Here is a 22,204-nt window from a genome sequence, read left to right as displayed (position 1 = left end):
CGTCACGGCCATGACCGAGTTCTCCCGCACCCCCCACCCGTCACCGGTGCCGGAGGACCGGCGTGCCGAGATCCTCGCCGACCCCGGTTTCGGACGCCACTTCACCGACCACATGGTGACGATCCCGTGGACCGCCGAGCAGGGCTGGCACAACCCCTCGGTCGTGCCCTACGGGCCGCTGCTGCTCGACCCGGCCTCGATGGTGCTGCACTACGGCCAGGAGATCTTCGAGGGGCTCAAGGCCTACCAGCAGCCCGACGGCTCCGTCGCCTCCTTCCGGCCCGACGCCAACGCCGCCCGCTTCCGCGCGTCCGCGGGTCGCCTCGCGATGGCCGAGCTGCCCGACGAGCTGTTCCTCGCCTCGCTCACCGAGCTGCTCACCGCCGACCGCGCGTGGGTGCCGCCCGCGGGCGGCGAGGAGTCGGTGTACCTGCGGCCGTTCATGGTCGCCACCGAGGTCGGGCTCGGCGTACGGCCGTCCGCGGAGTACCTCTACTGCCTCATCGCCTCGCCGGCCGGCGCCTACTTCCCGGGCGGGGTCCAGCCCGTCGACGTGTGGCTGTGCACCGACTTCACCCGCGCCGCGGTGGGCGGCACCGGCACCGCGAAGTGCGGCGGCAACTACGCCGCGTCGCTGCTGCCGCAGGCCCAGGCCACCGAGCACGGCTGCGCGCAGGTCGCCTACCTCGACGCCGCCGAGCACAAGTGGGTCGAGGAGATGGGCGGGATGAACCTGTTCTACGTCCTCGGGTCGGGCGACTCCGTCGAGGTCGTCACGCCCGAGCTGAGCGGCTCGATCCTGCCCGGCATCACCCGCGACTCGCTGCTCCTGCTGGCCAAGGAGCTCGGCTGCGAGGTCACCGAGCGGAAGATCTCCGCCGAGGAGTGGCTCACGGGCTGCGCGTCCGGGGCGATCACTGAGGTCTTCGCGTGCGGCACCGCCGCGGTGATCACGCCGGTCGGGAAGGTCAAGCACAACGAGGGCGAGGTCACGGTGGGCGCCGGGGAGCCCGGCCCGATCACGATGAAGCTGCGCGACCTCCTCACGAGGATCCAGCGCGGCACGGCCCCCGACACGCACAGCTGGATGCACACACTGGTGCGCTGACACGCACGACCCCGTCAGGGTGCGGTGGCGAGCACGACCAGGGCCGCGGTCGTCGCCAGTTCCGTGGCCGCGCCGAGGACGTCGCCGGTCATGCCGCCGAAGCGGCGGGCGGTGTGCCAGGACAGCAGGGCGACCAGCCCTGCACCCAGCACCACCGCCACCACACCGCGGACGCCCGCGAGGGCGAACCCGGCCCCGGCCAGGGCCAGCCACCACAGCCCCGGCACCCAGACGGGCTGCGAGCCGGCGACCGTCGCCCCCAGGCCGCCGGGGCGGGCGGCCGGGACCCCGCGGCGGCACACCCAGCCGAACCCGGCCCGTCCCGCGGCGGCGGCCAGTGCCACGGTCCCCACCACCCCGAGCGCGGGCCACGGCCCGCCGGCCGGGTCCGCGTCGAGCCACGGGTGCGCGGCCAGCGCTGCCGCCTGCACCCCGAGCGCGACGATGAGCGCGACCACCCCGAACGGTCCCGCCCCGCCGTCGCGCATCACGGCGAGCGCGCGTTCCGGCGGGCCGTAGCAACCGAGACCGTCGGCGGTGTCGGCCAGACCGTCCAGATGCATCCCGCGGGTCGCGAGCCCGAGGAAACCGACGGCGAGCAGGCCCGCCACCAGCGGCGGGACGCCCAGCGCGGTCGACCCGAGCAGCACCCCTCCCGCCGCCGCACCGAGCAGCCCGCCGACGACGGGGGCCCAGCGGATCGCGCCCGCCGCGGTGCGGGCGTCGGGGGCACCGGTGCGGACCGGCAGGACCGTCAACCAGCTCAGCGCGAGGGCGAGCCCCCTCACGCCAGGTCGGCGAGGGTGGCGGTCTCGGCGAGCACCCGCGCCGCCATCTGCAGCAGCGGGAGGACGGCGACCGCGCCGGTGCCGTCACCGGTGCGCAGGTCGAGGTCCAGCACCGGCGTCAGGCTCAGGTGCGTCAGGGCCAGCGCCATCGCGGGTTCCGGGGACCGCTGCGCGGCCAGCCACCAGGCCCGGGCGCCGGGCGACAGGTCGTCGGCGATCATCGCTGCCGCGCCGACGACCAGCCCGTCGACGAGCACCGGCGTCCGGCGGACGGCGGCCTGCACGAGGATCCCGGTGAGCGCGGCGAGGTCGGTACCGCCCGCGGTGCGCAGCAGGGCGAGAGGGTCGCGGACGTGCGGCTTGGCCCGGCGCAGGGCGTCACGGACGGCGGCGGCCTTGCGCATCCAACCCTGGTCGTCGATGCCGCTGCCCCGCCCGATGACGGCCACCGGCTCGGCCCCGGACAGCGCGCTGACCAGCGTCGACGCGGCCGTGGTGGCCCCCACGCCGAGCGAGGCGGGGATGAGCAGGTCGGCCCCGGCGTCCACCTCCTCGTCGACGACGGCGCGTCCGGCCGCGAACGCCTGCTCGGTCTCCTCGGCGGTGAGCGCGTCCTCGCGGTCGATCCGCCCGGAGCCGCGGCGCACGTGGTGCGGGTCGGGTGAGTCGTGGTCGAGCCCGACGTCGAGGACCCGGATCGACGCCCCGCTCACGGGCGCGAGCACGGAGACCGGCGCGGTGTGCTCACGCACCGACTGCACCTGGCCCAGCGTGGCGCTGCCCGGGTGGCGGGAGACCCCGGCCGCGGCGATCCCGTGGTCGGCGGCCACGACGACCACCCGCGGGCGGGCCGGGGGCAGCGGCGGGCACGCCCCCTGCGCGGCCGCGAGCCAGCAGCCCAGCTCGGCCAGGCGGCCCAGCCCGCCCAGCGGCACGGCGAGCTCGGCGTGCCGGGCGACCGCGGCCCGGTGGAACTCGGCGTCGGGCGGGGTGATCGCGGGGATGTCCACGGAGACTTCCTACTGGTCGCCCTCGACGGACCGCAGGGCGGGGCGGTGATCGCGACGACCCGGGCCCGATCGCTGCCGCCACGGCGCCCACGCCCACCTCGCAACGATCACCCGGGGGCAGGTCCGACGGTGATCGTCGCGAGCTGCTGCCGACGGTCGTGGGCGGCGCCACGGTCCGCACCTCGGAACGATCACCCGGGCTACTTCAGTCGCAGCGTCAGCCCGGCCACGAGCAGCACGACCTCGTCGGCCACCGCGGCGAGCGCGGCGTTCAGCGCGCCCAGCTCGTCGCGGAACACCCGGCCCGAGCGGGTGGCGGGTACGACCCCGAGCCCGACCTCCGCCGACACCAGCACCACCCGCCCCGGGGCCGCGGCCACGGCGTCGACCAGCGCGGACACGCGGTCGCCGACGGCCGGGGGCACGACGGGGGACTCCCACGCACCGGTGTCGTCGAGGACCCCGGTGATCCAGGTGGCGAGGTCGTCGACCAGCAGCGGCCCGCCCCCGGCGCGGACGAGTGCGGCGACGTCGGGCGACTCGACGGTCTCCCACGCGGCCGGGCGACGGGCGCGGTGGGCGTCGAGCCGGGCGTCCCACTCCGCGTCACCGGGACGTCGGGCGGCGGTGGCGAGGTAGCGGACGGGGGCGTCGGCGGGCAGCAGGTGCTCCGCGTACCCGGACTTGCCCGACCGCGTCCCGCCGAGCACCAGCGTGATCACCGGTGCACGATAGGCCCGTGGCATTCCGGTGGAGGTACCTGGACGCGCAGGCGTCGCCCGTCGACGGTCCCGACGAGCGGTTCGACGACCAGGCGGAGGCCGAGGCGTGGTTCTCCGACCTGTGGCCCGAGCTGCGCGAGGCGGGCGTCGACGCGGTGGTCCTGCTCGACGGCGAGGACGAGGTCTACGGCCCGATGAGCCTGCAGGACGGCACCTGAGCCGGGCCGGCCGGGCCGCCGCCACAGCCATGGTCACCGTCTCGGTACGAGGAGCGGGCCGGAGCCCGCCGCCGGTTCCAGAACGTTGATCACGGGTGCCGGACCGGGCCCCCGATCACCGTCCCGGCGGTCAGGGGTTCGCGCCCCGCTCCACACGCGGCTTCGGGATGCGCAGACGGCGCAGCTGGGAGGCGCGGGTGAAGGCGTACCAGCCGGTGCCCAGCCCGCCGATCTTCTCCTCCGGGAACCTCGCGCGGGCCTTCTTCGTGATCGACGCCCCGAGGAAGATGCCCTCGATGATCATCGTGGTGAGCGCGATGAGGCTGAACAGGCTCAGGTAGGACTGCACCTGCGGGATCGGGATCAGCAGCGAGAGCACCACGATGATCGCCAGCGGCATGAACAGGCCCATGAGGTGCGGCCGGGAGTCGATGACGTCGCGCACGTAGGCCTTGACCGGCCCGCGGTCGCGCGGCATGAGGAACTTCTCGTCGCCCGCGGCCATCCGCTCGCGGCGCTCCATCGCCTCGGCGCGGCGCACGGACTTGTCGGGCCGGTTGGCCCGCGCGAGCTTCGACGCCTCGCGCTGGGTGCGCGGCGGCGGCGGGGCCGGGCCGCGGCGCTTCGTCTCGGCCTCGCGCCGCTTGGGCGTGGGGCGGCCCTTGCCGCCGACGCGGACGGTCTCGGGCCCGGTCGCGGACACGCCGGCGGTCGGGTCGTCGGAGTCGGCCGGCTTCGAGCGGAGAAACCTCACATATCCAGACTACGTGCCACTAGTGTCGCCGTCGTGCAGGTGGTCGTGGCCCCGGACTCCTTCGGCGGGACGTTGACCGCCACGGGTGCGGCGGTGTCGATCGCGGCGGGCTGGCGCTCCGTCGCCCCCGACGACGTGCTCACCCTCCTCCCGCTCGCCGACGGCGGCACCGGGTTCGTCGACGTCCTGCACACCGCCCGCGGCGGCACCTGGCACGAGCGCACCGTCACCGGGCCGCTGGGGGTTCCCGTCGAGGCCCGCTGGCTGGAGATCGACGGCGTCGCCTATGTCGAGTCGGCCGCCGCCTGCGGTCTGCACCTGGTGACCGACCGGACCCCCGCCACGGCCCGCCGCGCGAGCACCCGGGGCGTGGGGGAGCTGATCGCCGACGCCCGCGACGCCGGGATGGCCGAGGTCGTCGTGGGGCTCGGCGGGTCGGCCACCACCGACGGCGGCGCGGGGATGCTCGCCGCGCTGGGCGCCCGCACGGTCGACGACAGGGGAGAGCCGGTACCCGATGGTGCCCCGGTGGGTGCGGCGCGGCTCGACGGCGCCCCCGACCTGGCCGGTGTCCGGCTCGTCGCGGCCGCCGACGTCGACAACCCCCTGCTCGGCCTGCACGGCGCCGCCGCGGTCTTCGGACCGCAGAAGGGGGCCGACGAGGCCGCGGTCGCCGACCTCGACGCCGCACTCGCCGCGTTCGCCGACCTGCTGCCCCGCGACGTCCGCGACGAACCGGGCGCGGGTGCCGCGGGCGGGCTGGGGGCGGCGCTGCTCGCGCTGGGTGCGCGGCGGGTGTCCGGAGCGGGGCTGGTGCGCGACCTCGTCGGCCTCGACGCCGCGCTCGACACCGCCGACCTCGCCGTGACGGGCGAGGGCAGCTTCGACTGGCAGTCGCTGCGCGGCAAGCTCGTCACCACCGTGGCCCGCGGCGCAGCCGACCGCGGGATCCCGTGCCTGGTGCTCGCCGGGCAGGTGTCGGTCGGGCGGCGCGAGGCGGGCGCGGCGGGCGTCGACTCCGCGTACTCGGTCGCCGAGGACGCGGGCGGTGTCGAGGCGTCGATGGCCGACCCCTCGGGCACGTTGGCCGCGCTGGCCGCCCGGGTGGCGCGGCAGTGGAGTCGATGACGCGGTGTCCGGTGATCGCCGTCACCGGACGGAAGATCCCGCCGAGTGGGCCTACACTGGAATGCGCACCGCATCGTTCGTTGTTGGGAGAGCCATGACCGTCGAGAACACCGTCACGACCGACACGGCCGTCGAGACCGATACGCACGGGGTCGAACTCAGCGACGCCGCCGCACTCAAGGCCCGCCTCCTGCTCGAACAGGAGGGCCGGGACGACATGCACCTGCGCATCGCCGTCCAGCCCGGAGGCTGCGCGGGCCTGCGCTACCAGCTCTTCTTCGACGACCGTTCCCTCGACGGCGACCTGTTCCGGGACTACAACGGCCTCAAGGTCGGGGTGGACCGGATGAGTGCGCCGTACCTGCAGGGCGCGGTCATCGACTTCGTCGACACCATCGAGAAGCAGGGCTTCACGATCGACAACCCGAACGCGGGCGGTTCCTGCGCCTGCGGCGACTCGTTCAACTGAGTCCTGCGCCACCCGGGACCCCGGTCGCCCTTCGCGACCGGGGTCCCGTGCGTCCGGGCGAGGTAGGGTCCCCTCCCGTGCCCATCGCCGTGACCGGATCCATCGCCACCGACCACCTCATGCATTTCCCGGGGCGGTTCGCCGACCAGATGGTCGTCGACCAGCTCGACCGGATGTCGCTGAGCTTCCTGGTCGACGGGCTCGTCATCAAGAAGGGCGGCTCGGCGGGCAACATCGCGTTCGGTCTGGGCGTGCTCGGGCAGTCGCCGCTGCTCGTCGGTGCCGTCGGGGCCGACTTCGCGGAGTACCGCGAGTGGCTGGAGGCCCACGGCGTCGACTGCTCGGCGATCCTGGTCTGCGACGACGTGCACACCGCGCGCTTCGTCTGCACCACCGACGACGACATGCGCCAGATCGGCTCGTTCTACACCGGTGCGATGGCCCGCTCCGGGCAGATCCACCTCGCCGACTTCGCCGACCGCGTCGACCTCGTCCTGATCGGGGCGAGCGACCCCGGCGCGATGGTCCAGCTCACCGGTGAGTGCCGCGAGGCGGGCACGCCGTTCGCCGCGGACGTCTCCCAGCAGGTCGCCCGGATGGACGGCGACGGCATCCGGCAGCTCGTCGAGGGCGCCCGCTACCTCATGACCAACGACTACGAGTGGGAGCTGCTCCAGCAGAAGACCGGCTGGACCGAGGCCCAGGTCGCCGAGCGCGTCGACATCCGGATCACCACGCTCGGCGAGCACGGCGTGCAGATCTCCGGCCGCGAGGTCGGCGAGCTGAAGATCGGTGTGGTGCCGGAGACCGGCAAGGTCGACCCCACCGGCGTCGGCGACGCCTTCCGCGCCGGCTTCCTCGCCGCCACCGCGGGCGGTCTCTCGCTCGAGCGCGCCGCGCAGCTCGGCTCGCTGATCGCCGTGCAGGTGCTGGAGCACGACGGCGGCCAGGAGTGGCCGTGGGACCGCGCGCACGGCCTGGAACGCCTGCGCGACGCCTACGGCCCCGACGCGGCCACCGACATCGAAACGGTCCTCCCGGCGTAACCGCGGGGCCGTCTCCGGCTGGCAGGATGCGCCGCATGTCGGAACATCGTCCGCAGACGATCGCGTATCCCGCCACCGGATCGCGGCCCTACGGGCCGGGGTCCGAGCTCATCGCCCCGCACGTCGTCGTCCTGTTCGGGGCCACGGGGGACCTGGCGCGCCGCAAGCTGCTGCCGGGTCTCACCCACCTCGCGGCGTCGGCGCTGGCCCCGTCGATCCGGGTGGTCGGGTCGTCGCTGGAGGACATGAGCGACGACGCGTTCCGCGCGTTCGCCCGCCAGGCCGTCTTCGAGTTCGGCACCCACAAGCCCACGCCGGAGCAGTGGGAGGCCTTCGCGGGCAACCTGCGCTACGTGTCGGTGACGGCCGGTCCGGAGGCGCTCGCCGAGGCCGTCGCCGCAGCGGAGGCCGATCTCGACGACCCGCTGCGGCTGCACTACCTCAGCGTGCCCCCGAAGGCCGCGCTCGACGTCATCACGATGCTCGACCAGGCGAAGCTCGTCGAGCGCTCGCGCGTGGTGATGGAGAAGCCGTTCGGCACCGACCTGGCCAGCGCGGTCCGGCTCAACGACGAGGTGCACGAGACGTTCACCGAGTCGCAGATCTTCCGCATCGACCACTTCCTGGGCAAGGAGGCGGCGCAGAACATCCTCGCGCTGCGCTTCGCCAACGGGCTGTTCGAGCCGATCTGGAACCGCAACTTCATCGACCACGTCCAGATCGACGTGCCCGAGACCCTGGGCCTGGACGAGCGCGCCAACTTCTACGAGTCCACCGGCGCCTACAAGGACATGGTGGTCACCCACCTGTTCCAGGTGCTGGCGTTCGTCGCGATGGAGCCGCCCACCGCACTCGAGCCGTGGCCGATCAGCGAGGAGAAGAACAAGGTCTTCCGCTCGCTGCTGCCGATCCAGCCGCAGCACGTGGTGCGCGGGCAGTTCACCGGCTACCGCGAGCTGCCCGGCGTCGCGCGCGACTCCGACACCGAGACCTTCATCGCCCTGCGCGCCCAGCTCGACAACTGGCGCTGGGCGGGCGTGCCGTTCTACCTGCGCACCGGCAAGAAGATGGCCCAGGGCCAGCGGATCATCTCGATCGCGTTCAAGGAGGCGCCGCGGACGATGTTCCCGGCGAACTCCGGTGTGGGCGCGTCGGGTCCGGACCACCTGACGTTCGACCTGGCCGACGAGTCGAAGGTCTCGCTGTCCTACTACGGCAAGCGGCCCGGGCCCGGGATGAAGCTCGACAAGCTCTCCATGCAGTTCTCCTCGCAGGAGGGGGAGCACTCCGGCGACACGCTGGAGGCCTACGAACGCCTGATCCTCGACGCCATGCGCGGTGACCACACGCTGTTCACCACCGCCGACGGCATCGAGAGCCTGTGGGAGCGCTCGCAGCCGATGCTCGACGACCCGCCGCCGGTGAAGCCGTACGGGGAGGCGAGCTGGGGACCGAACGCGATCCACCAGCTGATCACCCCGCACGCCTGGCGGCTGCCGTTCGAGCGCGTGTGGCGGGACAAGCTCAAGCCCTGAGCCCGGAGGGTCAGCGCGTGGCCGGCGTGTGCACGACGTGCACGGAGCCGTTCTTCAGCGGCGTCACCGACGCCACCGGCAGCGGGAAGGACCCGGTGCCGGTGGGGAACAGGCGACGGCGCCCGCCGCCGACCACGACGGGGTGCACGATCAGGTGCAGTTCGTCGAGCAGGCCCTCGGCGATCAGCGAGTGGATGAGGGTGACGCTTCCGCTCATACCCAGGTCGGGTCCGTCACCGGCCTTGATCTCGCGCAGCCGATCGACCCAGTCGGCGCCGAGGACCGTGGCGTTGCCCCACTCCGCGGACTCGAGCGTGCTGGAGACGACGAACTTCGGCGGAGCGGCCATCTGGTCGGCGAACTCCTCGCCGGCCAGCGGCGCGAAGTGCTCGGCGAAGCCGGAGTAGGTCACGCGGCCGAGCAGCATCCGCGGCTGCATGAGCCCGCCGACCACGGCACCCACCTCGTCGTCGAAGTAGGGGAAGTGCCAGTCCTGCGGATCCTCGACGACGCCGTCGACCGAGGTGAAGAGTCCGGCGATGATCCTGCTCATGGGGTCCTCCGTGGCGTTGTGTCGGTGTCACGGTGGAGACGTCGCACACCACCCGGACTCATCGGTGCCCGCGAGGAGAGATCTAGAGGCGAACGGGATGCACCGGTTCGGCGATGGCCGGCCGGATCCGGTCCTCCACGAAGATCCCGTGCCAGATCAGGAACACCAGCAGCGTCCAGATGCGGCGGCTGTGGTCGATCGGGCCGTCGCGGTGGGCGTCGAGCAGGGCCCGCACGGCGTGCAGGTCGATGAGGTGGTCGGCCTGGGAGTCGCGGACGATGTCGCAGGCCCACCGGTACATCTCGTCGCGCAGCCAGTGCCGGATCGGCACCGGGAACCCGAGCTTCTTCCGGTTCAGCACGTGCGACGGCACGATATCGGCGAGCGCGCGGCGCAGCGCGTACTTCGTGGTGCCGCCGGCGAGCTTCTCCGAGCGCGGCAGCTCGCGCGCGACCTCGAACACCTCGGGGTCCAGGAACGGCACCCGCAGCTCGAGCGAGTTGGCCATCGTCATCTTGTCGGCCTTGACCAGGATGTCGCCGCGCAGCCAGGTGAACAGGTCGACGTGCTGCATCCGCGCGACCGCGTCCCAGTGCCGCGAGGCGAGGTAGTGGCCCTCGGTGATGTCGGTGTGCGAGCGACGGGGGTCGTAGCGGCGGAGCACGCCGGCGAGCTGGTCGTCGCGGAAGATGCGTGCGTTGCCGTAGTAGCGCTGTTCCAGCGGGATCGCGCCGCGGCGCAGCAGGTCCTTGCCGCGCATGCCCTCCGGCAGCCGGACCGACGTGCGGCCCAGCAGCCGCCGCAGCGAGCCGGGCACCCGTTCGAACGCGGCGAGGGACACCGGCTCGTGGTAGATCGTGTAGCCGCCGAACAGCTCGTCGGCGCCCTCCCCGGACAGGACGACCTTGACGTGCTCGCGGGCCTCCCGCGCGATGAACCACAGCGGGACCAGCGCCGGGTCGGCGACCGGGTCGTCGAGGTACCAGACGATGCTCGGCAGCGCGTCCATCATCTCGTCGGGCTTCACGGTGCGGACGACGTGCCGCACGCCGATCGACGCCGCAGTCTCCGCCGCGACGTCGACCTCGGAGTAGCCGGACCGCTCGAAGCCCGTCGTGAACGTGATGAGGTCGGGGTTGTGCTCCTTGGCCAGCACGGCGATCGCGGTGGAGTCGATGCCGCCGGAGAGGAACGCGCCCACCGTGACGTCGGCGCGCATGTGCGCGGCCACCGAGCCGCGCAGGACGTCGGCGATGCGGGAGTGCAGTGCGGGGCCGGTGGGCCCGCGGCCGGTGAACACCGGGGTGAAGTAGCGCTCGTGCTCCACCTCGCCGCCCGGGCGGACCGTGACGTGCGACCCGGACTCCACCCGGCGCACCGAACGGTGCATCGTGGCGGGCTCGGGTACGTACTGCAGGGTCAGGTAGTGCTGCAGGGCGACCGGGTCGATGTCGGCGGCGACCCCGCCGTGACCGTCGAGACCCAGGGCCGGGGCGAGCGCGAGGAGGCTCTTCTTCTCGCTCGCGAACGCGACGCCCGCCGGGCCGGACGCGACGAACAGCGGCTTGATCCCGAACGGGTCGCGCGCCCCGAAGACCACCCGTTCGTGGCTGTCCCAGATCAGGAACGCGAACATGCCGCGCAGGCGGCGCACCGCGTCGGGGCCCCAGTGGTGGTACGCGGCGACGACGGCCTCGGTGTCGCCGTCGGTGGCGAACTCCGCGCCGTGCTCGGCGGCGAGCTCCGCCCGCAGCTCGAGGTAGTTGTAGACCTCGCCGTTGAAGACGATCGTGTACCGGCCGTCGGCGTAGTGCAGCGGCTGGTGGGAGTGCTCGATGTCGATGATCGCGAGCCGGTTGAAGCCGAACGCGACGTCGGCGTCGTGCCACGTGCCGCTCTCGTCGGGCCCGCGGTGCCGGGCGCACGCCATGGCGTCGCCCACCGCGCCCACCCGATCCGGGGCATCGGCTTCGGAGGTCAGGAGTCCGAGCAGTCCGCACACAGCGCGTCAGTATGCCCACGCCCGGCGCCGACCCCGCGGCGACGCACCCGACAGGCGCGCGGAGACTTTGCTCGGCTAGTCTCTACGCGCGGTCGAAAGACGTACCAGCACTGAGCAAAAAGGGGAGGCGGCGAGCAGTGGGCCGAGCACACCACGGAGCGCACCCGGGTCGGGCGCGGGCGGTCAAGCTCGCCGTTCTGGCCGCGCTGATCGTGCCGCTGACCACCGGATGTTCGGTGCAGGACGTCATCCGCTTCGGGTGGCCGGGCGGCGTCACGCCGCAGGCCGAGGCCATGCGCGAGCTGTGGACCTGGTCGGCCATCGCGGCGCTCGTCGTCGGGGCCGTCACCTGGGGTGCGATGTTCTGGGCGGTGGCGTTCCACCGCAAGAAGAAGGGTGACGACGACACCCCGCCGCGCCAGACCCAGTACAACCTGCCCGTCGAGATCGCGTTCACCGTGATCCCGACCATCATCGTGGCGGTGCTGTTCGGGTTCACCGTCAGCGTGCAGAACTACGTCGACACCGACAACCCGAACCCGGACCTCGCGGTCGACATCCGCGGTTTCCAGTGGAACTGGGAGTTCACCTACCCCGACGCGCAGGGTCCCGACGGCGAGCCCGTGAGCACGCTGGGCGACAGCGCCACGATCCCGCTGCTGGTGCTCCCGACCGAGGCGAGCATCCAGTTCACGCAGGCCTCCAGCGACGTCATCCACAGCTTCTTCGTGCCGGAGTTCCTCTTCAAGCGCGACGTCTTCCCGATGCCGGAGAAGAACAACCAGGACAACGTCTGGCAGATCGACCAGATCGACCGCCAGGGCACGTTCGTCGGGCGCTGCGCGGAGCTGTGCGGCACGTATCACTCGCAGATGAACTTCGAGGTCCGCGCGCTGCCGCAGGACCTGTTCGACCAGTGGCTCACCCTGCGCGGCCAGATCAACCCGGCCACCGGCGCGGGCTACACCGCGGGCGAGGCGCTCGGCGAGCTCGGCTGCGGCGTCGACTGCGAGCCGGCCGCCACGATGACCGTTCCGTACAACACCGATCGAGCCGCGCGCGAGCCGTCCGGCACGATCGCCGCCGGGAACTGAGGTCCGGACATGAAGGTCGAGTCGCGACTCTTCGAGATCGTCACCGTCACCGTCTTCATCCTGGGGATCGTCTACGCGGTCCTGGCCCAGGAGCCGGTCGGCGTCGCCGGGCTGTTCCTCACCGGCGGGCTGACGCTGATCATCGGCACCTACTTCCGGTTCGTCTCACGGCGGCTGGAGGAGCGCCCCGAGGACAACCCGGACGCCGAGGTGTCCGATGGGGCCGGTGATGTCGGCTTCTTCTCGCCCGGCAGCTACTGGCCGATCACGGTGGCCGCGTGCGCCGCACTCGTCGGCATCTCGCTCGCGTTCTTCTACATCTGGGCGCTGGTCATCGCGGGCATCATGCTGCTGATGGCCGTCGGTGGACTGGTCTTCGAGTACCACATCCGGCCCGAGGCCCACTAGGTCCGTCCGGTCGGCCCGGACCGCCCGGTGTGCGCCGTCCGCCCGGTCTCACGCATCGTCCGGCTCCCGCGCACGCCCGGACGCCCGCGAATCCCCGAAGGATGCGCGGGCGTCAGGCGCGGGCGGCCCGGCCCAGCGCCTGCCTGGCGATGATCACCTGCTGGATCTGGCTGGTGCCCTCGTAGATCCGGAACAGCCGGGCGTCGCGGTAGAAGCGCTCGACCGGGACGCCGCGGATGTACCCCGCGCCGCCGTGCACCTGCACCGCGCGGTCGGCCACCCGCCCGACCATCTCCGAGCAGAAGTACTTCGCCGCCGACGGCCCCTGCACCTGGTCGGTCCCGGCGTCGTAGGCGCGGGCGACGTCGAGGATCAGGGCGCGGCCGGCGTAGTGGTCGGTGACGGAGTCGGCGATCAGGCCCTGGATCAGCTGGAACGACGCGATCGGCTTCCCGCCCTGCTCGCGGGTCTTCGCGAACTCGACCGACTCGTGCACCAGCCGTCCCGCCATGCCGACGCACAGCGCGGCGATGTGCGCGCGGCCGTGGGCGAGGCACTTCGCGGCGGTCTGGAAGCCGACGTCGAGCCCGTCCTCGCCCCCGACGAGTGCCTCGGCCGGGACGCGGACGTCGTCGAGGAAGACGTCGGAGGTCCAGGTGCCCATCTGGCCCATCTTGTGGTCGCGCGGGCCGCAGGTCAGGCCGGGGGTGCCGGCCGGGACGAGGAAGGTGGAGATCCCGCGGTTGCCGACGGCGTCGGGGTTGGTCCGGGCGAAGACCATGATCACGTCGGCGACGATCGCGTTGGTGATGTAGCGCTTGGAGCCGTTGAGCACCCAGTCGGTGCCGTCGCGGCGCGCGGTGGTGGCGAGTGTCGACGGATCGGAACCCGCGTCGGCCTCGGTGAGCCCGAACGACGCCGTGACCTCGCCCGACGCCAGCCGCGGCAGCCACGACGACTTCTGCTCCTCGGTGCCGCCCAGGATCAGCACCTGCCCGGCGATGCCGTTGTTGGTGCCGAACAGCGAGCGCAGCGCGGGGGTGGTCCAGCCCAGCTCGAACGCGAGCTGCGCCTCCTCGTGCATGCTCAGGCCGAGCCCGCCGTAGGACTCCGGGATCGCGAACCCGTAGAGCCCCATGTCCTTGCAGGCGGCGACGACGCCCGCGGGGATCTCGTCGTTCGCGTCGATCTGCTCCTCGATCGGCACCACCTCGTTGCGCACGAAGGTGCGCACCGCGGCGAGCACGTCGGCCAGGTCATCGGCGTCCATGGCGGCAACCTACCGGCCGGTACCGGCGTCCGCGCTCAGATGACGCCGTCGGCGCGCAGCGCGGCGATGTCGACGTCGGTCACGCCGAGCTCGCGCAGCACCGCGCCGGTGTGCTCGCCGAGTGCCGGGACCGGGTCGAGGCGGTCGCCGAGCGGGGGCAGCAGTGCGGGGACGGGTCCGCCGGGGGTGTCGACCTCGCCCCATCGGCCGCGCGCGGCGAGGTGCGGGTGCGCCAGCACGTCGCTGGTGGTGTTGTGGCGGGCGTTGCCGATGCCCGCGGCGTCGGCGGCGGCCTGGATCTCGGCGAGGTCGGTGCGGGTGCACCAGCCGGCCACCAGCGCGTCGAGCTCGGCGCGGTGCGCGACCCGCCCGGCCGCGGTGGCGTAGCGCGGGTCGTCGGCGAGGTCGGGGCGGGAGAGCAGGTCGCGGGCGAGCCGTCGCCACTCGGCGTCGTTGGTGGTGCCGAGGACGACGGTGTGGCCGTCGGCGGTGGCGAACGCCCCGTACGGGACGACCGCGGGGGAGCCCATGCCCTGCGGCTGCTGCTCGACGCCGCTGTGCTGCGTGTGGGTCAGCGCGTAGCCCATGAGCTCGGTCATCACGTCGAGCATGGCGACGTGGGTGGATCCGCCGGGACCGCCCGCCTGCCGCCGGAACAACCCGGCGAGCACGGCGATCGCGGCGTAGAGGCCGCTGGAGGTGTCGGCGACCGGTGGACCGGCCTTCGCCGGCGCGCCCTCGGTGCCGGTGATCGAGCACGCCCCGGACTCGGCCTGCACCAGCAGGTCGTAGGCCCGCTTGTCCGACAGCGGGCCGCCCGGCCCGTACCCGGAGATCTCGACGGCGACCAGGTGCGGGTGCCGTTCCGCGAGGTCGTCGGGTCCGACGCCGAGGCGGTCCGCGGCACCGGGCGCGAGGTTGGAGACGAGTGCGTCGGCCCGGTCGAGCAACCGGTGCAGCAGGTCGAGGCCGCGGGGGTCCTTGAGGTCGAGCGTGACCGACTCCTTGCCCCGGTTGACCCAGACGAAGTGGGCCGCCGAACCGCGCACGACGTCGTCGTAGTGCCGGGCGAAGTCGCCGCCGCGCGGGTTCTCGATCTTGATCACCCGTGCGCCGAGGTCGCCGAGCGTCCGGCTGGCCAGCGGCGCGGACACCGCCTGCTCCAGCGCGACGACGGTGATCCCGGTGAGCGGGCCGGTCACCGGACCACGGCCAGCGCGAACCCGTCGTGCCCCTTGCTGCCGACGGTCTGGATCACCGTGGCGTCGACGCGCTCCTCGGCGGCCAGCGCCTGCGCGAACCGCCGGGTGCCGACGACGGCGGCGTCGGTGCTCGCCCCGTCGACGACCCGCCCGCCGCGCACCACGTTGTCGACGACGATCACCCCGCCGGGCCGCGACAGGCGCAGCGCGTGCGCGAAGTACTCGGCGTTGGAGGCCTTGTCGGCGTCGATGAACGCCAGGTCGAACGGGCCGGTGAGCCCGGCGAGGGTGTCGATCGCCGGGCCGACCCGGACGTCGACGGTGTCGGCGAGCCCGGCGCGGGCGATGTTGGCCGTGGCGACCTGCGCGTGGTGCGGGTCGATCTCGCAGGTCACGACACTGCCCTCCGGCTGCACCGCGCGCGCCAGCCAGATCGTGGAGTAGCCGCCGAGCGTGCCCACCTCCAGGATCCGCCGCGCCCCGATCGCGCGGGCCAGCAGGTGCAGCATCTTGCCCTGGGCGGGCGACACGTCGATCGAGGGCAGGCCCGCCTCGGCGTTGGCCTCCAGCGCCGCGTCGAGGGCGGGATCCTCGTCGAGGAGCAGGCCGGTGTAGTAGTCGTCCACCTCGTCCCAGCTCACGGCGTCACCTTCTCGCCGGTGGGCGTGACCGCGAACCAGGTGCCGTCCGCACCGTTCTGCCCGGTGTCGGTGAGGCCGCCGGTGTCGTCGACGTGGTGGTAGAGCGGCCAGCCGGCGAGCGTGAGCTGGTCGTCGCCGTCGGGGCGGGGCAGGCGCCCGACCCGTTCCTCGTCGACGCCGAGCAGCTCCGGCTCCGCCCCGTCGGCCACGGTCAGCGGCAGCCACGTCTGTGCGCAGGCACCGGTGCAGGTCGACGTGGGCGGGTCGGCGGAGTCGGCGTCGGAGCGGTAGAGCAGGTGGCCGTCCGTGTCGGTGGCGACGACGCCGAGCGGGCCGCTCTGCACGGCGTAGAGGCCGACGCCCCCGGTGTGCCCGGAGTGGGCCCCGGCGGGTGCGGCGGCGGGAGCGGCGGGGGCGGGCGCGGCGCCGCACGCCGTCAGCGCGAGCAGCCCGGCCACGGCCAGGGAACGGGACAGGTGTGTGGGGAGCACGACCGGCATCCTGCCCGCGGACCGGTCGCCCGGACGTCAGGGGTGCCGAGGTTGCTCCGATCGGACGCACGCGTGCGTGGGTACCCTGCAGGGGTGGCCGCACCTCGGGAACCGGACGACCTCCGGGCGTCGGACCAGGACCGCCACCGCGTCGCCGAGCGCCTGCACGCGGCCGCGGCGGAGGGCCGGATCACCCTCGACGAGCTGGGCGAACGGCTCGAGTCCCTGTACTCGGCGCGCACCTACGGCGAGCTGGTGCCGCTGACGCGCGACCTGCCCGTCGACGCCGTCGGTCGGGTGGTGCAGCCGGCCGCCTCCACGGTCCCCGACGGTGTCACCGGGCCGTCCGCGTCCGTCGCGATCATGAGCGGGTGCCACCGCTCGGGCGAGTGGGTCGTCCCGTCGCGGCACTCCGCGGTCGCGCTCATGGGCGGCGTGGAGCTCGACCTGCGGCACGCGCGGTTCACCGGGCCCGACACCACGATCACCGCGGTGGCGATCATGGGCGGCATCGAGATCACGGTGCCCGAGCACCTGCACGTCGAGGTCGACGGGATCGGCCTGATGGGCGGGTTCGACGGGCGCGGCGCCGGGGTCCGCCAGGGCGGGCCGCGCGTGCGGATCACCGGGGTCGCGCTGATGGGCGGCGTGGAGGTCAAGCGGGCGGGGCCCGAGCTGGACGACACCCCCAAGGAGCTCCGCGGATAGGGTCGGTCCCCGTGGACTACGACCGCTTCCCCGCCCTGCGAGTCGAGCGGCCCGAGGAGTCGATCCTGGAGATCGTTCTCGACGGCCCCAACCTCAACGCCGTCGGCGCCGATGCGCACGGCCAGCTCGCCGACATCTGGCCCGTGATCGACCGCGACGAGTCCGTCCGGGTCGTCGTGATCCGCGGCGCCGGTCGCGGCTTCTCCGCGGGCGGCTCGTTCGACCTGATCGAGTCGATGGTCGACGACCCGGCCGTCCGCACCCGCGTCATGCGCGAGGCCCGCGACCTCGTCTACAACGTCATCAACTGCTCGAAGCCGATCGTGTCGGCGATCCACGGCCCCGCCGTCGGAGCCGGGCTGGCGGTCGCGATGCTCGCCGACATCTCCGTCGCCGGGCGCACCGCGAAGATCGTCGACGGCCACACCCGCCTCGGCGTCGCCGCGGGCGACCACGCCGTCATCAACTGGCCGCTGATGTGCGGCATGGCGAAGGCGAAGTACTACCTGCTCACCTGCGACGTCCTCACCGGCGAGGAGGCCGAGCGGATCGGCCTGGTCTCGGTCTGCGTCGACGACGACCAGGTGCACGACAAGGCGATGGAGGTGGCCCGCAAGCTCGCCGCCGGGTCACCGAGCGCGGTGCAGTTCACCAAGCAGGCCCTCAACAACTGGTACCGCGCCGCGGGCCCGTCCTTCGACGCGTCACTGGCCCTGGAGTTCTACGGGTTCGGGCTCGACGACGTGCGCGAGGGTGTGGCGGCCCACCGGGAGAAGCGGGCGCCGCGGTTCGGCTGACCCGGTGGTGACGAGCGAGCTGACCCGGGTCGAGATCGCCGGTGCCGTCACCCGGCGGGCCGGCTGCCCGGGGGCTACTGGCTGCTCGACCGGTTCGACGCCGACTGCGGCGACGACGGGCCGCTGCTGCTGCTCGGGTTCGACGCCGCGCAGGTGCCGCCGCTCGGTCGGCGGTTGGTGACCGAGCACCGGCCGCGGACCCTCGACGCGCTGCACCTCGCGGTGTTGCTCACCGCCGCGGCGACGCTCGGCGACGAGGTGGTCCTGCTCAGCCGCGACGTCGGTCAGGTCGAGGCGGCCGGCGAGCTCGGCATCGCCGTCCGGTGATCATCAGCAGCTCTCCTCGAGCTTCACCGCCGCGAAGTCGATCCCCGAGTCGGGGGTGATCGTCTCGCCGGGGGCGATGTTCTGGGCGCAGACCGTCCAGTTGGCGTCGAGCACCTGGTTGCGCCCGGCGCCGGTGGCGTCGGTGGAGGTGGTGATCGCGATGCCGAAGCCGGTGAGGGACTGGATCGCGTTCTGGGCGTCCTGCAGGTTCGCGCCGACGAGGTCGGGCATGACCCAGGCCGTGGCGGCGGGCTCGGCCTCCGCGGGGGCAGCCGTGACGGCGGGAGCCTCCTGGGTCGTGACCGCGGGGGCCGGGGCGGGAGCGGCGGGAGCTGGGGCGGCGCACGCGGCCGCGGCGGTCAGGAGCAGGGCGAGGACGGGGAGCGTTCGGGGCGTCACGCACCGCTACCGCTGGCCGGCCCGATTCCGTTACACCCGGCCATGATCGCCGGGAGTGGTCGACACATGCCGCCCGTGATCTCGCCGCACCACTTCCGGTGATCATGGTGGCGGGTGGTGGGGTTGGCCCTACCCTGCGCCGGGAGGAGCGCAGGCTGGGGTGCGGCGCGCGGGGGAGCGAGAGTGGTGCCATGAGTCGGATCGCACGCTCCTACGCCTACCTGCTGCCCGGCCTCCCCCTCGGGGTCGCCGCGTTCGTCGTCGCCGTGGCGGGGACGTCGGCCGGGGTGGGGACGCTGGTCGTCTGGCTCGGGGTGCCGGTCCTGGTCGGGGTGCTGGCCGCCGCACGCGGCTTCGCGCGGGCCGAGCGGGCGCTGGTCCGGACCGCCGGGATCACGCTGAAGGCGCACCACTACCGCACCCCGCGCCGGTGGTGGTCGTGGCTGGCCGACCCCCAGTCCTGGCGTGACCTGCTGCACGCCGTCGTCGCGTTCCCGGTGCACGTGATCACGTTCTCCCTCGCGGTCGTCTGGGGTGTGGGCGGGGCGGGCGGGGTCCTCTACGTGCTGTGGGAGTGGGCGTTGCCGCGCGACGACGAACCGAACGGGCTGTTCGGGCTGATCACCGGCGTCGACTCGCGGCTCGGCGAGATCGCACTGAACACCGCGATCGGGGTGGTCCTCCTGCTGACGCTGCCGTGGATGCTGCGCGCGCTCGTCGCGGTGCAGGCCGGGCTCGTCCGCGGCCTGCTCACGAACGAGACGGCTGCGCTGCGGGCGCGGGCGGAGTCGCTGGAGTCGAGCAGGCGCTCCGCGGTGCAGGCGGAGGCCCAGACGCTGCGGCGCGTCGAGCGCGACATCCACGACGGACCGCAGCAGCGGCTCGTCCGGCTCAACATGGACCTGGAGACCGTCGCCCGCCGCCTCGACGACGACCCGGAGCGTGCCCGGCCGCTCGTGGCCGAGGCCCTCGCGCAGAGCCGGGAGGCGCTCGCGGAGCTGCGCGCGCTGTCCCGCGGCATCGCGCCCCCGATCCTCGCCGACCGCGGCCTGGGCCCGGCGCTCGCGGCCGCGGCGGCCCGGTGCCCGACCCCGGTCGTCCTCGACGTCGATCTGCCCGACGGCGTCCGGATGGCCGCCGCGGTGGAGAACACGGCCTACTTCGTCGTCACCGAGTCGCTCACGAACGTGGCGAAGCACGCGCGGGCGTCGCAGTGCGTCGTGACGGTCGGCGTCGACGACGACCGCGTGCTGGTGCAGGTCCGCGACGACGGGCGCGGTGGCGCACACCTCGGCAAGGGGCACGGGCTCGCGGGTCTTGCCGACCGGCTCGCCGCGGTGGAGGGTGCGTTCGACCTCGTGAGCCCGGCCGGCGGGCCCACGGTGCTGACGGCGGCGATCCCGCTGGTGGGGGTGTAGGTGCGGGTCGTACTGGCGGAGGACTCGCTGCTGCTGCGCGAGGGCCTGGTCCGGCTGCTCGACGAGGCGGGGGCCGAGGTCGTTGCGGCGGTGGGCGACGGGGAGGCACTCGTCGCGGCCGTCGCCGAGCACCGCCCCGACGTCGCGGTCGTCGACGTCCGGATGCCACCGACGTTCACCGACGAGGGCCTGCGCGCGGCCCTGACGGTGCGCCGGGAGACGCCCGGGACGGCGATCCTGGTGCTGTCGCAGTACGTCGAGGAGACCTACGCGGCCGACCTGCTCAGCGGCGGCGGGGGTGTCGGGTACCTGCTCAAGGACCGCGTCGCGCGGCTCGATGACCTGTCCGACGCCCTGGTCCGCGTCGTCGACGGCGGCACCGTGCTCGACCCCGAGGTGGTCTCCGCCCTGTTCGCGCACCGCCGCCGCCGCGACCCCCTCGACACGCTGTCACCGCGCGAGCGCGCGGTGCTCGGGCTGATGGCCGAGGGCCGGACGAACGCCGCGATCGGGCGTGCGCTCGTCGTCGGGCAGGGGGCGGTGGAGAAGCACATCTCGTCGATCTTCGCCAAGCTCGGGCTGCCCCCGTCGGGCGACGACCACCGTCGGGTCAAGGCCGTTCTCACCTGGTTGGGTACCTGAGTCGTCACCGTCCGTGTGATGTGGCGGGCCGGGGTGTCGGGGGAGGCTCTGCGGTGTGTCGATCCCGCCCGCGTCCCGTCACCGCCCGTACCGGGGGCGCCACCGCCGCCGGCAGGCTCCGCCGGTCCCGCTGGTGCGTGCGGCGATCGGGACGCTCGTGCTGGCCGCGATCGTCGCGGGGCTGCCGGCGGCCGCGCCGCCCGGGATCGTGCCGGGTGCCGTGCCGCTGGTCGTGGCCCCGGCCGCGGACCGGGTGGAGGAGATCGCCGGGGTGGCGGTGGAGGCGGCGCTCGCGCAGCTCGGGTCGCCCTACGAGTGGGGCGGTGACGGTCCGGCCGCGGGTGACACCGGCTTCGACTGCTCCGGCCTCACCCACCACGCCTACGCCGCAGCGGGCGTCGCCCTGCCGCGGACCGCGCACACCCAGTACTACGCGGGACCCGGCGTGCCCGCCGACGCCCCTCTGCAGCCCGGCGACCTCGTCTTCTACGGCGTCCCCGAGCGCGTCTACCACGTCGGGCTCTACCTGGGCGACGGGACGATGGTCAACGCACCGTCGCGCGGGCGGCCGGTGCAGGTCGCCCGGTACCGGTACCCCGGCGACGAGTACCTGGGTGCCACCCGCCCCGCCGCCCTCGGCGACCCCGGGCTGGTGCCTGCGCGGCCCGCGCCGGCCCCCGCGCCGATCCCGGTGCCCGAGGTGTTCGACGCGCCGCCCGCCCCGTTGCCCGACGGGCTGCGTGACGCGGTGCCCGACGAGGTCCGGGCGGCGGGCCCGGAGCAGGGGGAGATCCTCGCGGCCGGCCTCTCGGCCGCCGTTCCCGCCGCGGGGCGCAGTCGCCTCGTCGGGTCGTCGGCGGGGGCCGGCGGTGCGGAGCCGTCCGACGGCGGCCGCGGGGTCCCGGGTCCCGCGGTCCCCGGAACACCGGCGGACGTCGTCCCGTCGTCCGGCAGCGCGGGGGCCACGCAGCCCGCCGCACCCTCGCCGTCGGACCCGGCCGCACCGCACGACGCGGCTCCGTCGCCGGGTCTGCTCGCGGCCGCGCCTGCGCCGACCGGTCCTGCTGCGCCGACCGGTCCTGCTGCGCCGCCCGGTCCTGCTGCGCCGACCGGTCCTGCTGCGCCGCCCGCTGACGCCGTCGGGCCCGTCGACGCGGTCGGGACCTCCGACACCGTCGTCGCCACCCGTGACCGGCGCGTCGTCGTGCCGGTCGTCGCCCCCGGACCGGACGGCCTGCCCCCGACGACCGGGCGGGTGGGGGAGCTGGTCCGGGTCCCCGCCGAGCTGCTCGACGGGCTCGTCGTCGGCGACCCGGTCGAGCTCACCGTCGCCGACGTGACGGACGACCTGACGGTGCTCTCCCGGACCGACCTCCCCGCGTCCGGGGTGGCCGACCGGACGGCGCCCGCGCTGGTCGCGCCCGCCCCCGACGGCCGGTGGACGCTGTTGCTCCTGGGCTAGGTGCTACGCAGC

The 22,204-nt window shown here is 73.9% G+C and carries 25 protein-coding genes; 14 read left to right on the top strand and 11 right to left on the bottom strand.

The features are described 5' to 3' along the window. Positions 1–10: 10 nt before the first annotated feature. Positions 11–1,108 carry a branched-chain amino acid aminotransferase gene (locus tag I4I81_RS13420; RefSeq protein ID WP_218603785.1) on the top strand — a complete coding sequence of 366 codons (1,098 nt, stop codon included), beginning with the start codon at positions 11–13 and terminating at the stop codon, positions 1,106–1,108. A 14-nt stretch (positions 1,109–1,122) separates the two neighbouring features. Here I4I81_RS13420 and I4I81_RS13415 read toward each other — a convergent pair whose 3' ends face one another. The 3 genes from I4I81_RS13415 to I4I81_RS13405 all read right to left on the bottom strand — a co-directional run bounded on the left by I4I81_RS13415 (position 1,123) and on the right by I4I81_RS13405 (position 3,628). Beyond that, positions 1,123–1,896, bottom strand: coding sequence for an adenosylcobinamide-GDP ribazoletransferase (locus I4I81_RS13415; RefSeq protein WP_218603786.1), 774 nt, complete (start codon positions 1,894–1,896; stop codon positions 1,123–1,125). Beyond that, positions 1,893–2,906 (bottom strand): nicotinate-nucleotide--dimethylbenzimidazole phosphoribosyltransferase, encoded by a 1,014-nt coding sequence (gene cobT, locus I4I81_RS13410; protein WP_218603787.1) that lies wholly within the window; start codon positions 2,904–2,906, stop codon positions 1,893–1,895. Before cobT ends, I4I81_RS13415 begins: the two co-directional genes overlap by 4 nt. 200 nt (positions 2,907–3,106) lie before the next feature. Then, positions 3,107–3,628 (bottom strand): bifunctional adenosylcobinamide kinase/adenosylcobinamide-phosphate guanylyltransferase, encoded by a 522-nt coding sequence (locus I4I81_RS13405; protein WP_308187777.1) that lies wholly within the window; start codon positions 3,626–3,628, stop codon positions 3,107–3,109. A 17-nt stretch (positions 3,629–3,645) separates the two neighbouring features. On the opposite strand from I4I81_RS13405, the gene I4I81_RS13400 reads away from it, so the two are divergent. Further along, positions 3,646–3,846 carry a hypothetical protein gene (locus I4I81_RS13400; RefSeq protein WP_218603789.1) on the top strand — a complete coding sequence of 67 codons (201 nt, stop codon included), beginning with the start codon at positions 3,646–3,648 and terminating at the stop codon, positions 3,844–3,846. A 130-nt stretch (positions 3,847–3,976) separates the two neighbouring features. On the opposite strand, the gene I4I81_RS13395 is transcribed toward I4I81_RS13400, so the two are convergent. Next, positions 3,977–4,600 (bottom strand): DUF3043 domain-containing protein, encoded by a 624-nt coding sequence (locus tag I4I81_RS13395; protein ID WP_218603790.1) that lies wholly within the window; start codon positions 4,598–4,600, stop codon positions 3,977–3,979. A 33-nt stretch (positions 4,601–4,633) separates the two neighbouring features. Between I4I81_RS13395 and I4I81_RS13390 the strand changes: the two genes are divergently transcribed. The 4 genes from I4I81_RS13390 to zwf all read left to right on the top strand — a co-directional run bounded on the left by I4I81_RS13390 (position 4,634) and on the right by zwf (position 8,778). Further along, positions 4,634–5,728 (top strand): glycerate kinase family protein, encoded by a 1,095-nt coding sequence (locus tag I4I81_RS13390; RefSeq protein WP_218616065.1) that lies wholly within the window; start codon positions 4,634–4,636, stop codon positions 5,726–5,728. Between the two features lie 94 nt (positions 5,729–5,822). Further along, entirely contained in the window at positions 5,823–6,197 is a 375-nt protein-coding gene (locus I4I81_RS13385) for a HesB/IscA family protein (RefSeq protein ID WP_218603949.1), read from the top strand. 119 nt (positions 6,198–6,316) lie between these two features. Continuing rightward, on the top strand, positions 6,317–7,243 hold the full coding sequence (locus I4I81_RS13380) for a carbohydrate kinase family protein (protein WP_218603951.1): 927 nt from the start codon (positions 6,317–6,319) through the stop codon (positions 7,241–7,243). A 35-nt stretch (positions 7,244–7,278) separates the two neighbouring features. Beyond that, positions 7,279–8,778 (top strand): glucose-6-phosphate dehydrogenase, encoded by a 1,500-nt coding sequence (gene zwf, locus I4I81_RS13375; RefSeq protein WP_218603948.1) that lies wholly within the window; start codon positions 7,279–7,281, stop codon positions 8,776–8,778. A gap of 10 nt (positions 8,779–8,788) precedes the next feature. Here zwf and I4I81_RS13370 read toward each other — a convergent pair whose 3' ends face one another. Further along, positions 8,789–9,331, bottom strand: coding sequence for a dihydrofolate reductase family protein (locus I4I81_RS13370; RefSeq protein ID WP_218603947.1), 543 nt, complete (start codon positions 9,329–9,331; stop codon positions 8,789–8,791). 82 nt (positions 9,332–9,413) lie between these two features. Continuing rightward, positions 9,414–11,333 carry an asparagine synthase (glutamine-hydrolyzing) gene (gene asnB / locus I4I81_RS13365; protein WP_218603946.1) on the bottom strand — a complete coding sequence of 640 codons (1,920 nt, stop codon included), beginning with the start codon at positions 11,331–11,333 and terminating at the stop codon, positions 9,414–9,416. A gap of 137 nt (positions 11,334–11,470) precedes the next feature. Between asnB and ctaC the strand changes: the two genes are divergently transcribed. Then, complete coding sequence (ctaC, locus tag I4I81_RS13360; protein ID WP_226363922.1) at positions 11,471–12,427, top strand: aa3-type cytochrome oxidase subunit II; 957 nt, start codon at positions 11,471–11,473, stop codon at positions 12,425–12,427. 9 nt (positions 12,428–12,436) lie between these two features. After that, positions 12,437–12,835, top strand: coding sequence for a cytochrome c oxidase subunit 4 (locus I4I81_RS13355; protein WP_218603944.1), 399 nt, complete (start codon positions 12,437–12,439; stop codon positions 12,833–12,835). A gap of 112 nt (positions 12,836–12,947) precedes the next feature. Here I4I81_RS13355 and I4I81_RS13350 read toward each other — a convergent pair whose 3' ends face one another. The 4 genes from I4I81_RS13350 to I4I81_RS13335 are packed head-to-tail and all read right to left on the bottom strand — an operon-like array spanning position 12,948 to position 16,439. After that, complete coding sequence (locus I4I81_RS13350; RefSeq protein ID WP_218603943.1) at positions 12,948–14,105, bottom strand: acyl-CoA dehydrogenase family protein; 1,158 nt, start codon at positions 14,103–14,105, stop codon at positions 12,948–12,950. 35 nt (positions 14,106–14,140) lie between these two features. Next, a complete protein-coding gene (locus tag I4I81_RS13345; protein WP_218603942.1) occupies positions 14,141–15,307 on the bottom strand; it encodes a CaiB/BaiF CoA transferase family protein in 1,167 nt (388 codons plus the stop codon). Beyond that, on the bottom strand, positions 15,304–15,948 hold the full coding sequence (locus I4I81_RS13340; RefSeq protein ID WP_218603941.1) for an O-methyltransferase: 645 nt from the start codon (positions 15,946–15,948) through the stop codon (positions 15,304–15,306). The genes I4I81_RS13345 and I4I81_RS13340 overlap by 4 nt, the downstream gene beginning before the upstream one ends. After that, entirely contained in the window at positions 15,945–16,439 is a 495-nt protein-coding gene (locus tag I4I81_RS13335) for a hypothetical protein (protein ID WP_218616064.1), read from the bottom strand. The genes I4I81_RS13340 and I4I81_RS13335 overlap by 4 nt, the downstream gene beginning before the upstream one ends. 93 nt (positions 16,440–16,532) lie before the next feature. Between I4I81_RS13335 and I4I81_RS13330 the strand changes: the two genes are divergently transcribed. The 3 genes from I4I81_RS13330 (at position 16,533) to I4I81_RS13320 (ending at position 18,271) form a co-directional block, all read left to right on the top strand. Beyond that, a complete protein-coding gene (locus tag I4I81_RS13330; protein WP_218606312.1) occupies positions 16,533–17,147 on the top strand; it encodes a DUF1707 SHOCT-like domain-containing protein in 615 nt (204 codons plus the stop codon). Positions 17,148–17,158: 11 nt separating this feature from the next. Continuing rightward, positions 17,159–17,944, top strand: a complete 786-nt coding sequence (locus I4I81_RS13325) for an enoyl-CoA hydratase/isomerase family protein (protein ID WP_226363921.1) — start codon at positions 17,159–17,161, stop codon at positions 17,942–17,944. 177 nt (positions 17,945–18,121) lie between these two features. Then, complete coding sequence (locus I4I81_RS13320; RefSeq protein WP_218606311.1) at positions 18,122–18,271, top strand: PIN domain-containing protein; 150 nt, start codon at positions 18,122–18,124, stop codon at positions 18,269–18,271. A 3-nt stretch (positions 18,272–18,274) separates the two neighbouring features. Here I4I81_RS13320 and I4I81_RS13315 read toward each other — a convergent pair whose 3' ends face one another. After that, positions 18,275–18,670 (bottom strand): PASTA domain-containing protein, encoded by a 396-nt coding sequence (locus I4I81_RS13315; RefSeq protein WP_218616063.1) that lies wholly within the window; start codon positions 18,668–18,670, stop codon positions 18,275–18,277. Positions 18,671–18,861: 191 nt separating this feature from the next. Here I4I81_RS13315 and I4I81_RS13310 point away from each other — a divergent pair, with 191 nt between their 5' ends. The 3 genes from I4I81_RS13310 to I4I81_RS31420 all read left to right on the top strand — a co-directional run bounded on the left by I4I81_RS13310 (position 18,862) and on the right by I4I81_RS31420 (position 22,192). Next, on the top strand, positions 18,862–20,088 hold the full coding sequence (locus tag I4I81_RS13310) for a sensor histidine kinase (RefSeq protein ID WP_225924574.1): 1,227 nt from the start codon (positions 18,862–18,864) through the stop codon (positions 20,086–20,088). Continuing rightward, complete coding sequence (locus I4I81_RS13305) at positions 20,089–20,730, top strand: response regulator transcription factor (RefSeq protein ID WP_218606365.1); 642 nt, start codon at positions 20,089–20,091, stop codon at positions 20,728–20,730. A 133-nt stretch (positions 20,731–20,863) separates the two neighbouring features. Continuing rightward, positions 20,864–22,192: an NlpC/P60 family protein gene (locus tag I4I81_RS31420; protein ID WP_308187776.1), complete on the top strand. Its 1,329-nt coding sequence runs from the start codon at positions 20,864–20,866 to the stop codon at positions 22,190–22,192. Positions 22,193–22,204 lie beyond the last annotated feature (12 nt).

The sequence above is a fragment of the Pseudonocardia abyssalis genome (assembly GCF_019263705.2).
Taxonomy (GTDB): domain Bacteria; phylum Actinomycetota; class Actinomycetes; order Mycobacteriales; family Pseudonocardiaceae; genus Pseudonocardia; species Pseudonocardia abyssalis.
The sequence above is the reverse complement of the archived record's forward strand: the minus strand, read 5'-3'. Positions and strand labels throughout refer to the sequence as shown.

What these genes read in the sequence shown, in the direction of transcription:
- I4I81_RS13420 (WP_218603785.1), top strand. Translation starts at nt 11, where the DNA reads ATGACCGAGTTCTCCCGCACCCCCCACCCGTCACCGGTGCCGGAGGAC.
- I4I81_RS13385 (WP_218603949.1), top strand. Translation starts at nt 5,823, where the DNA reads ATGACCGTCGAGAACACCGTCACGACCGACACGGCCGTCGAGACCGAT.
- I4I81_RS13380 (WP_218603951.1), top strand. Translation starts at nt 6,317, where the DNA reads ATGCATTTCCCGGGGCGGTTCGCCGACCAGATGGTCGTCGACCAGCTC.
- zwf (WP_218603948.1), top strand. Translation starts at nt 7,279, where the DNA reads ATGTCGGAACATCGTCCGCAGACGATCGCGTATCCCGCCACCGGATCG.
- I4I81_RS13370 (WP_218603947.1), bottom strand. Translation starts at nt 9,331, where the DNA reads ATGAGCAGGATCATCGCCGGACTCTTCACCTCGGTCGACGGCGTCGTC.
- I4I81_RS13355 (WP_218603944.1), top strand. Translation starts at nt 12,437, where the DNA reads ATGAAGGTCGAGTCGCGACTCTTCGAGATCGTCACCGTCACCGTCTTC.
- I4I81_RS13350 (WP_218603943.1), bottom strand. Translation starts at nt 14,105, where the DNA reads ATGGACGCCGATGACCTGGCCGACGTGCTCGCCGCGGTGCGCACCTTC.
- I4I81_RS13310 (WP_225924574.1), top strand. Translation starts at nt 18,862, where the DNA reads ATGAGTCGGATCGCACGCTCCTACGCCTACCTGCTGCCCGGCCTCCCC.